Raw genomic sequence first — 9,678 nt, forward strand, 5'->3', positions numbered from 1 at the left:
ACGAAAGACACGAAAAAACGCTAAAAAATCCGCGTGTTGTCGCTCATCGGGCATTCACCTGGCAGGGGCAAGGCCTATCACGGATTGCCTTCCTGGAGGCTTGCGCGGGCCTTAGTCCAGGGAGCGGATTACGTGTCGAGTAATCGAACAAAAACCCCGCCTTTTGACACTATATACCGTTGCTATATATATCCGGCGGTGCTATATATAATGCCTACATAGCGTTATTGGGAGGTGTTAAGTGTCTACCGGATTAGTCTTCGAGAATAACCGAACGCAGGCGGTGCGGCTCCCCGCCGATAGCCGTTTTCCCAAGGGCGTAAAACGGGTAGTGGTACGGGTGGTGGGGCAGGATCGTGTGCTTTCGCCTGTTGATCACAGCTGGGACAGCTTCTTTCTGTCGGATAAGCAGGTGAGCGATGATTTCATGGTTGAGCGTGCATCACAGGAGCAGCCGGAACGGGAGTCTTTTTGATGTTGAAGTACATGCTTGACACTAATATCGTGATTTATGTGATTAAGCGTAGGCCAATAGAAGTCCTGGAGGTGTTCAATCGCCATGCCGGGCAGATGTGCATTAGCGCTATCACGCTGGCTGAATTGATCCACGGTGCCGAGAAAAGCGCCAGGCCTGGCCACAATATGCAGATAGTGGAGGATTTCGTTTCCCGGCTGGAGGTGTTGGATTACAGCACCAAGGCGGCGGCGCACTATGGCGAGATCCGTGCCTATCTGGAGCGCAAGGGTGAGACGATAGGGGTTAATGATCTGCACATTGCCGGGCATGCCAGAAGCGAGGGCTTGACGCTGGTTACCAATAACCTGCGTGAGTTTGAGCGGGTCGAGGCGCTACGCTTGGACAACTGGGTTTGAATCAGGGCAATAGAGGTACATCCTTGTGCCACTCATCACCCTACAAAACATATCCTTCCTGAACGCCATAGTTTACGGCGACAAACTTACATAGGTAGATCCACGCTCCGTTCAAAGTTAGATGATGTCGTCTTGGGGGCGTTCATGCCGGCGGCGGCTTTGCCATTTTGCCACTCGATGGGCATTCGCCTCTCGGTGCTGATTTGTGTGTTGGATGCCGATCATTCAGCTGAAACTATCTAATTTGTCCGATAGTTGTTCTAACCTCATGCCTCAGCGATGTTTCTGGTTAATCGCACTTTACCTAGGCTCGAAGGTTCGTTGTTATTTTACAACAAAAAAGGAAACTGTGGTTTTTTTATAAAAAATGGTTGCAAACCCCTGGGGGGAGTACTAGTATCTCCCCTGCACAGCATTTTTCGTAAATTCACTTTTAGCGGGAATCTATAATGAAAAAACTTCTTACTATTGCCATTGCTGCAGCTATCGCTGCGCCTATGGCTGTTAGCGCAGACACCACCATCTATGGCCGCATCAACACTGCCGTCGTTCACGGCTCAACCGGTGCTGGGGATGAGTGGGACGTTGAAGGCAACGCTTCACGTTTTGGCGTCAAGGGTTCCGAGGACCTGGGTAACGGCCTGAAGGCGATCTTCCAGTATGAGTGGGGAGTCGATTCTGCTGACAGCGGTGACTTTAGCGGTCGTCTGGCCTATGCCGGCCTGACCGGTGGTTTCGGTACCGTGGCCCTGGGTCGTCAGTGGACCCCTTACTACGGTTCCGTGGACAAGACCGATATCTTCCAGGTTGTCGGTATCAATGATCATTACCTGGGTGTGACCCGTGTGGGTAATACGCTGGCCTACGTATCTCCGGATTTCAATGGTCTCAGCGCTAAAGTGGCACTGATTATGGCTGATGAGACTCCCTTTAGCCTTAGCTCTCCCAATACCGGTGAAGATGGTATCGATGTCTACAACGTCTCGGTGGACTACAACAACGGTCCGCTGAGCGTTGGCGTGTCTTATCTGGGATTCGAAGGCGCACTTGATAGTGAACTCGTTGGCATCGGCGCCAAATACAACTTCGGCAACTTCGCTATCATTGGTCAGTACGAAGACTTCAGCGCCCCCGTATCCGCATTGGATTCCGATTCCTGGGGTCTTGCGGCTGAAGCCTACTTCGGTAACAACACGGTTCGGGCAATGTTTGGTCAGGCAGAAGTGGCCGGCGTAGATTTTGATACCTGGGCCGTGGGCGTGGAGCATGCGTTCTCCAAGCGTACCCGTGTATTTGCCGAGTATGAGGATAGTGAATTGAATGCCGCTACTGATGACGACCGTTTCGGTGTAGGCATCCGTCACGATTTCTAATCTGATCTGATCAGTTAGAAACATGTGATAAAGAACGGGGTCTTCGGACCCCGTTTTTTATTGGTGCTCCAGGCATGGCGCGCAGCGCCCTGACTGGCCCGGGTTTCCCTGGCCCGGTTTTTCGCACTCACTACATCCTACGGGTTCAGGAACCCCGGCGGGTTTTCATGCATGTGTACCCTGATGTTGGGGTTCGTTCCTCACCCCAACCTACGCTATTCAATTATCTTGATTCCCTCTGCTGAGCCAAGGATCAGCAGGTCCGCCGGTCGCAGGGCGAAGATGCCGGTGGTAACCACCCCGGCGATGTTGTTGATCTCCTGCTCCATCTTTACCGGGTCCATGATGCGCAGGTTGTGGACATCCAGGATGATGTTGCCGTTGTCGGTGATGAAGCCGTCGCGCCACACCGGAGTGCCGCCCAGTTTTACCAGCTGTCGGGCGACGTGGCTGCGCGCCATGGGAATTACCTCCACCGGTAGCGGGAATTCACCCAGGACATCGACCAGCTTGCTTTCGTCGGCAATGCAGATGAAACGTTTGCTCGCCCCGGCGACGATCTTTTCGCGGGTCAATGCGCCACCGCCGCCCTTGATCAGGTGCAGGTGCCGGGTCGATTCGTCGGCGCCGTCCACATAGAGGTCCAGTTCGCCGGTGGCGTTCAGCTCAAGCACCGGGATGCCGAGCGCCTTCATGCGTTCCGTGGAGGCTTCCGAGCTGGATACCGCGCCATCGATGGTCTGTTTTATCCCGGCCAGCTGATCGATAAAGTGGTTGACCGTGGAGCCGGTGCCGACGCCGATGATGCCGCCCTTGACATGCTTGATGGCCGCTTCCGCCGCCATTCTCTTCAGTTCGTCTTGATTCATTGCTTTTCCTCATGCCGGCTTGTCCGGCCATGATAACGATGGCTTGATTGCTCGTAACTACTCACCCGGTCTGTGAGTGATTGGCCTGCCTTGTTGGCCGATCTTGATGGCGCCTCGAATCCGGCCCTTTTTTCAGATCCAGCCTGCCCTTGTTTGAGCGAAGCGAGTTTGGGCAGGCACTGAAAATGGGGCCGGATTCGAGGATACAAGCCATCGTGTGAGGCCGACGAGGCAGGCCAATCAACCCGTGAGTAGTTACGATTGCTCACCATAATAACCGCTCGCACTACCTGGAAGCCATGCCTTGGCGCAGAAGGATTTCTGTGCTTATGGATAAGCAAGTTTGATATATTCAAGTTTACATCCACGGTAAGGTTATTTGCATCCCGTCTATCACCCACAAGAAGGTCAGGTCAGCGTATGCCCCAGAGTTATATAGAGCGGATCCTGCGTGCACAGATATATGATGTGGCTCGCGAGACGCCGTTGGACAGGGCCATCAGGCTTTCGGATCGGCTGGATAATCAGGTCTATCTCAAGCGGGAGGATCTGCAGCCGGTTTTTTCCTTCAAGCTGCGCGGCGCCTATAACCGGATTCGCGGATTATCCGACGAAGAGAGACGTCAGGGCGTGATCGCCGCCTCGGCGGGTAATCATGCGCAAGGGGTGGCGCTCTCCGCCAGGCATCTCGGTATCAAGGCGCTGATCGTGATGCCCAAGACTACGCCAATCATCAAGGTGGAAGCGGTCAAGGCGCTGGGTGCAAAAACGGTGTTATTGGGCGACTCCTATGATGAGGCATGTGATTACGCGCTGAAACTGGCCGCGGAAAAGGGCATGACCTTTGTGCATCCTTTCGATGACCCTGAGGTGATCGCCGGCCAGGGGACCATCGCCATGGAGCTGTTGCGGCAACATGCCGGTCCACCGCATGCGATATTTGTTCCGGTTGGTGGAGGCGGCTTGATCAGTGGTATAGGGACCTATGTGAAGTATGTCTATCCACAGGTCAAGGTGATCGGCGTGGAGCCGGAGGATGCGCCGACCCTGTTTATGGCGCTGCAAAAAGGGCGTCGGGTGACCTTGAAGCAGGTGGGTATCTTCGCCGACGGCGTGGCGGTAAAGCAGATAGGCAAGGAGACCTTCAGGCTGGCGAGAGACGTGGTGGACGAGGTCTTGCTGGTCAACACGGACGAGATCTGTGCGGCGATCAAGGATCTTTTTGATGATACCCGTACGGTAGCCGAGCCCGCTGGGGCGTTGGGGGTTGCCGGATTAAAGAAGTATGTCGCACGTGAAGGTGTGGTCGGCCAGAGCCTGGTTGCCATAGAGAGCGGCGCCAATATCAATTTTGATCGCCTGCGGCATGTGGCGGAACGGGCGGAATTGGGTGAGCAGCGTGAAGCGTTGTTGGCGGTAGAAATCCCCGAAGAGCCGGGCAGTTTTCTCAACTTTTGTCGTGCTATCGGCAAGCGCAGTGTTACCGAGTTCAATTACCGCTTTACCGATGTTGCACGTGCCCATGTCTTTGTGGGTATCGAGCTGACGGAGGGTGTTACCGAGCGTGAGCAGGTTGTGCTGCAGCTCCGTGAGCGTGGCTATCGGGTACTGGACATGACCGATAATGAGACCGCCAAGCTGCATATCCGTTATATGGTCGGGGGGCATGCGCCAGGCGTAAGCAATGAGGCGCTTTATCGCTTCGAGTTTCCCGAGCGCCCCGGCGCCCTGCTGAACTTTTTATCCGGGATGGGGCAGCGCTGGAATATTTCCCTGTTCCATTATCGTAACCACGGCGCCGCCTATGGCCGGGTGTTGATGGGCGTGCAAATCGAGCATGGTGATAAACGTGAGTTCCAGGCATTCCTCAAGGCCCTGGGTTATACTTGGGTGGAGGAGACGGGGAATGCTGCCTACCGCCTGTTTGCCTGTGGTGGTGATTGCGCGGGTTCCATGGAGAGTCACTGAGTGGTCAATGTGGTGGGTGCGCTGTCGCTTATGCCACCCTACGCCTCACGGACAAGACATCCGTGCCAGTACATGGGATGAACCCGGTGGGGTGGTCCGCATGAAAAAAGGCCCTTTTGCAGGGCCTTTTTTTGGATTGCCGATTGGGAATGGATCAGGTTTTGGCGGTAGTCTTTTTGCGGGGCCTGACTTTTCTCGGGCGAAGTGCGGGTTTCTTTTTCACCACCTTTTTCTTGGCGACCTTCTTTTTCGCGGCGACTTTTTTCTTCGTCACCTTTTTCTTGGCGACCTTCTTTTTGGCGGCTACTTTCTTCTTTGCCACCTTTTTCTTGGCTACTTTCTTTTTGGCGGCTACCTTCTTCTTCACCACCTTTTTCTTGGCTACTTTCTTTTTGGCGGCTACCTTCTTCTTTGCCACCTTTTTCTTGGTGACCTTCTTTTTGGCGGCTACCTTCTTCTTCGTCACCTTTTTCTTGGCGACCTTCTTTTTGGCGGCTACCTTCTTCTTCGCTACTTTTTTCTTGGCGACGGCTTTCTTTTTGCCGACGGTCTTTTTGGGAGCAGTAGCCTTCTTGCTGGTTACTTTCTTCGCGACTGCGCTCTTCTTTTTTGCAGCTTTCTTTTTAGCGGCTTTCTTGACGGCCATTACGCTCCCTCCACGCTTGGTATGCAAAAGTCAATTTTGAGTATAATAAAGTATTAAAAAAAAGCTAGTAAATTGCGGATATTTTGGCTTTTTTTGTTTTTATTGTGTCACCTGGAGAGGTGATTTGATTTTTTAGCGCAAGATTGGCGACTAATCATATTGCATGCATGGCGATGATGGTGTTCCGGTTACTTGAACTGTTGGTAACCGCACTCGGTGATCACGCCGTGTAACGGAACATCCCAGCGTCGTCTCGGCAATGCTTCCAGGCGCTGAAATTCATGCGCATAACCGATCAGTGTGGGTCGATTCCACTGTTGATGAATAAGCTGGTAAGCCAGTGTGCGATCATAATAACCACCACCCATACCTATACGTGTTCCCTCATTGCTGAAGGCAACCAGTGGCAAGATGATGAGGTCAAGACCCCATGCCGGGATCGGTTTCCTGTGACGGATGTCGGGCTCCGCTATCCCGAAGCGATTGGGTTGCAGGCGGTCATCCTGGTGAAATTCGGAAAACCACAGCGCTTTATGATGACTTGGTCTGAGCACCGGCAAATAGAGTTTTTTGTTGAGTTGGCACAGTCGGTCGGCAAGGGGGCGGGGATCCAGTTCTCCATCGGCGGCCAGGTAGAGCGCAATGCGTCGGCAGCGGATCAGGGCGATATGGCGTATGAAGTGGGCCGCTGCCGCTGCGCTGTTTTTTTCACACTCCTGTTTGCGGAGGAGGCGTCTTCGGGCGCGGATGATCTGGCGTATTTCTTTTGGATTCGGCATGCGGGCGCGCTGGAATGAAATAAGGCATCCCCCGCCTGTGCCGTAGCAAATTATCGTTCTTGAACCGGTAGGTTCAAGTGGGGACAACAGGGACGATTAAGGCTTTCCGCTCGGGGCGGACATGCACAATGTCATTCCCATCATGTCCCCGGGGTAATGAGTAGGCTCAAGAAAATACCCAATTTGCTTACGTACACCGCAGGGGATACCTGTGAAGATAGGCTAACTCTATTGAGTTTAAAGATCCAGCTGATTTTCTTTACTAAGAACGGCGTCAATCTTCTGCTGCATCGTGCGCAGGCGTGTGTTGATACCGGTGTTGACAGAATCTTTTTGTGTTTGCTTTTCCAGCAGGTCGTGGGCGAGATTGAGTGATGCCATGACCGCGATCCTGTCGGTTCCCAGCACCTTGCCGCTGGAGCGGATTTCACGCATCTTCTGATCCACCAGGCGTGCCGCCGCGATCAGGCTATCCTCTTCACCCTGGTTGCAGGCAACTCGATACTCCTTGTCCAGTATGCGCACGGTAACGGGGATGCTGTTTTCGATCACGGCTTTATCCAGGATGTGTTTAGGGTCTTGTGGTTTTCAGATTGGATGGCTGGTGTTGATCAAGTTTTTGATCAGCCGGTCTCGATGGCGCGTAACCGGGAAATCATCGCCTCGACGCGGTTTCTGGCCAGCTCGGTCTTCTCGATCAGTTCCGCCCTCTCCGACATCAGCTCTTGCTGTTTGCCGCGCAGATTCCTGTTCTCCTCGCTCAGCCGCTCAATCGTGATGATCAGCCGATCGAGCTGTGATTCGAGTCGTTTCAGGTCCAGTTCTGTGGTGGAATTGAGATCGTTCGCGTTCATAAGCACCAATATAGAGTGAGCCATCGCGTCGGTCAACGTTATCCATGGGCATGATACTATTATTAGGTCAATATGTTATTAGATAATGCACCGTCAGTGACGGTGTCCCGATAATCCCCAATCCCCTGAGACAGTTTTCCAATGACCGAGAGCAGTTTAAATTACGAGCGTGTGGAGCGGCAGATGGCCTCGGCTGACATCGAGAGCAGCGCGGCGGAGGTGCATGGCATTTTGTGCGGGCTCGTCTGCGCCGGTTGTGAGGATGCCCAGGCACGTTGGTTTGGGGAACTCTTTACCGAGGACCAGGCCACGGATCTGCTGGTGCGCGAGTGTGCCGATTCACTCAAGATACTGCATGATCAGACCGTGGCGGCCGTGAAGGGTCCGGGGCTCGGTTTCAGCCCGTTTCTGCCGGATGATGAGAAGCCATTAAAACTGCGTGCACAGGCAGTGGCGGACTGGTGTCAGGGTTTTCTCTACGGATTCGGGGTGGCGGAATTGCCCTCCGGGCAGCCGTTTTCCGCGGAGGCCAAGGAGGCATTGAACTCACTGAGCGAGATCAGCCGCCTGGATACGGACCCGCTGGCGGCCGGGGACGAAGAGGAGGCGGCGCTGATGGAGGTCGCAGAGTTCATATGGGTGGCGGCCATGCTGGTGCATGCGGAGGTGGTTGCGGATGAGACGGAGCGTTCATGACTAGTGCTGAATTCAAACGGCGGCGCGGCCAGCTGATGCGCATGATGGGGTCGGGCAGCATTGCCATTCTGCCGACCGCCCCGGTGGCGATACGCAACCGCGATGCCGATTACCCCTATCGCCCGGACAGCGATTTTTACTACCTCACCGGTTTCCCCGAAGCGGAGGCGGTGGCGGTGTTGATCCCCGGGCGGAAGCAGGCGGAGTATGTGCTGTTTTGTCGTGAGCGGGATCCGGAGAAGGAGACCTGGAATGGATTGCGGGCCGGACAGGAGGGGGCCTGCGAGCGCTATGGCGCGGATGATTCCTTCCCGATCGGTGACCTCAATGACATCCTGCCGCGCATGATCGAGCAGAGCGAGCGGGTGTTTTACGCCATGGGCTGCAACCATGAGCTGGACAAGCAGATGTCGGAATGGATCAGCACCATCCGTAATCAGGGACGCGCCGGGGTCCACGGACCGGTTGAATTCGTGGCGCTGGATCATTACCTGCACGATATGCGGCTGTACAAGAGCCGCTCCGAGGTCAAGGCGATGCGCACCGCGGCCAGGATATCGGCCAAGGCCCACAAGCGCGCCATGCAGTTCTGCCGCCCCGGCCTCATGGAGTGGCAGGTGGAGGCGGAGCTGGTGCACGAGTGTGCCCGGCAGGGGGGGCGTTTCCAGGCCTACACCCCGATCGTCGGTGGTGGGGCCAACGGCTGTATCCTGCACTATGTGGAAAATGCCGCTGAGTTGAATTCAGGTGATCTGTTGTTGATCGATGCCGGCTGTGAGTATGACTATTACGCCTCGGATATCACCCGTACCTTTCCGGTCAATGGCAAGTTCTCGCCGGAACAGCGGGCGCTGTATGAGCTGGTGCTCAAGTCCCAGGCGGCGGCCATCGACAAGGTGCGTCCCGGCAACCACTGGAACGACCCCCACGATGCGGTGGTGAAGGTGATCACCAAGGGGCTGGTAGAGCTGGGCATACTCAAGGGGCGCGTTTCCACCCTGATCAAAAACGAGGCCTACAAGCCCTTCTACATGCACCGCTCCGGCCACTGGCTGGGCATGGATGTGCACGATGTGGGGGATTACAAGATCGACGGCAAGTGGCGCCTGCTGGAACCGGGCATGGTATTGACGGTCGAGCCGGGTCTCTACATCCCGGCCGGTAGCAAAGGCGTGGCCAAAAAGTGGTGGAATATCGGTATCCGCATCGAGGACGACGTGCTGGTAACCAAGGATGGGCATGACATCCTCTCCAGGGATGTGCCCAAGTTGGTGGCGGAGATCGAGGCGCTGATGGCGTAGTTCATTCGATGCGGGTAACTACTCGCCCGGTCTGTAAGTGATTGGCCGACCTTGCCGGCCTCACGTGATGGCTTGTTTCCTCGAATCCGGCCCCATTTTCAGCGCCTGCCCAAACTCGCTTCGCTCAAATAAGGGCAGGCTTGAATCTGAAAAAGGGACCGGATTCGAGGCGCCATCAAGATCGGCCAACAAGGCCAGCCACTCACCCCGTGTGTAGTGACCGATGCGGTTCGTTTTACTCACCGCATCCTACCTATTCGGTTGACGCGCGATGGATAGGGCGGCTACACCACCGGCCGGCGTATTCCGGAAGCAAACC

The 9,678-nt window shown here is 55.1% G+C and carries 12 protein-coding genes and 1 other RNA gene; 6 read left to right on the forward strand and 7 right to left on the reverse strand.

Annotated features, from left to right (window positions below; all coding sequences use genetic code 11):
- Positions 1 to 241: 241 nt before the first annotated feature.
- The 3 genes from vapB (at position 242) to O9K64_RS22905 (ending at position 2,246) form a co-directional block, all read left to right on the forward strand.
- The gene (gene vapB / locus O9K64_RS22895; RefSeq protein WP_275100446.1) at positions 242 to 475 is read left to right on the forward strand and encodes a type II toxin-antitoxin system VapB family antitoxin; all 234 of its coding nucleotides are present in this window, start codon (positions 242 to 244) and stop codon (positions 473 to 475) included.
- Entirely contained in the window at positions 475 to 873 is a 399-nt protein-coding gene (gene vapC / locus O9K64_RS22900) for a type II toxin-antitoxin system tRNA(fMet)-specific endonuclease VapC (protein WP_275100447.1), read from the forward strand. Before vapB ends, vapC begins: the two co-directional genes overlap by 1 nt.
- Before the next feature lie 449 nt (positions 874 to 1,322).
- Positions 1,323 to 2,246: a porin gene (locus O9K64_RS22905; protein ID WP_275100448.1), complete on the forward strand. Its 924-nt coding sequence runs from the start codon at positions 1,323 to 1,325 to the stop codon at positions 2,244 to 2,246.
- A gap of 215 nt (positions 2,247 to 2,461) precedes the next feature.
- Here O9K64_RS22905 and rpiA read toward each other — a convergent pair whose 3' ends face one another.
- Positions 2,462 to 3,115, reverse strand: coding sequence for a ribose-5-phosphate isomerase RpiA (gene rpiA, locus O9K64_RS22910; RefSeq protein WP_275100449.1), 654 nt, complete (start codon positions 3,113 to 3,115; stop codon positions 2,462 to 2,464).
- Positions 3,116 to 3,535: 420 nt separating this feature from the next.
- Between rpiA and ilvA the strand changes: the two genes are divergently transcribed.
- Positions 3,536 to 5,083 carry a threonine ammonia-lyase, biosynthetic gene (gene ilvA / locus O9K64_RS22915; protein WP_275100450.1) on the forward strand — a complete coding sequence of 516 codons (1,548 nt, stop codon included), beginning with the start codon at positions 3,536 to 3,538 and terminating at the stop codon, positions 5,081 to 5,083.
- Positions 5,084 to 5,237: 154 nt separating this feature from the next.
- Here the strand turns inward: ilvA and O9K64_RS22920 are convergent, their stop codons facing one another.
- The 5 genes from O9K64_RS22920 to O9K64_RS22940 all read right to left on the reverse strand — a co-directional run bounded on the left by O9K64_RS22920 (position 5,238) and on the right by O9K64_RS22940 (position 7,362).
- Complete coding sequence (locus tag O9K64_RS22920) at positions 5,238 to 5,729, reverse strand: hypothetical protein (protein WP_275100458.1); 492 nt, start codon at positions 5,727 to 5,729, stop codon at positions 5,238 to 5,240.
- A gap of 188 nt (positions 5,730 to 5,917) precedes the next feature.
- Complete coding sequence (locus O9K64_RS23830) at positions 5,918 to 6,508, reverse strand: 5-formyltetrahydrofolate cyclo-ligase (RefSeq protein WP_420493190.1); 591 nt, start codon at positions 6,506 to 6,508, stop codon at positions 5,918 to 5,920.
- Between the two features lie 24 nt (positions 6,509 to 6,532).
- Positions 6,533 to 6,716: non-coding RNA, 6S RNA (gene ssrS, locus O9K64_RS22930), on the reverse strand.
- A 29-nt stretch (positions 6,717 to 6,745) separates the two neighbouring features.
- Positions 6,746 to 7,060: a cell division protein ZapA gene (locus O9K64_RS22935; RefSeq protein WP_420493191.1), complete on the reverse strand. Its 315-nt coding sequence runs from the start codon at positions 7,058 to 7,060 to the stop codon at positions 6,746 to 6,748.
- 71 nt (positions 7,061 to 7,131) lie between these two features.
- Positions 7,132 to 7,362, reverse strand: a complete 231-nt coding sequence (locus O9K64_RS22940) for a TIGR02449 family protein (protein ID WP_275100452.1) — start codon at positions 7,360 to 7,362, stop codon at positions 7,132 to 7,134.
- Positions 7,363 to 7,503: 141 nt separating this feature from the next.
- Between O9K64_RS22940 and O9K64_RS22945 the strand changes: the two genes are divergently transcribed.
- Both O9K64_RS22945 and pepP read left to right on the forward strand, forming a co-directional pair.
- A complete protein-coding gene (locus O9K64_RS22945) occupies positions 7,504 to 8,058 on the forward strand; it encodes a UPF0149 family protein (protein WP_275100453.1) in 555 nt (184 codons plus the stop codon).
- A complete protein-coding gene (gene pepP, locus O9K64_RS22950; RefSeq protein ID WP_275100454.1) occupies positions 8,055 to 9,359 on the forward strand; it encodes a Xaa-Pro aminopeptidase in 1,305 nt (434 codons plus the stop codon). The genes O9K64_RS22945 and pepP overlap by 4 nt, the downstream gene beginning before the upstream one ends.
- A gap of 60 nt (positions 9,360 to 9,419) precedes the next feature.
- Here the strand turns inward: pepP and O9K64_RS22955 are convergent, their stop codons facing one another.
- Positions 9,420 to 9,602, reverse strand: a complete 183-nt coding sequence (locus tag O9K64_RS22955; protein ID WP_275100456.1) for a hypothetical protein — start codon at positions 9,600 to 9,602, stop codon at positions 9,420 to 9,422.
- Positions 9,603 to 9,678: the final 76 nt, after the last annotated feature.

This window comes from Sedimenticola hydrogenitrophicus, from assembly GCF_029017505.1.
In the GTDB taxonomy this organism is placed as follows: domain Bacteria; phylum Pseudomonadota; class Gammaproteobacteria; order Chromatiales; family Chromatiaceae; genus Sedimenticola; species Sedimenticola hydrogenitrophicus_A.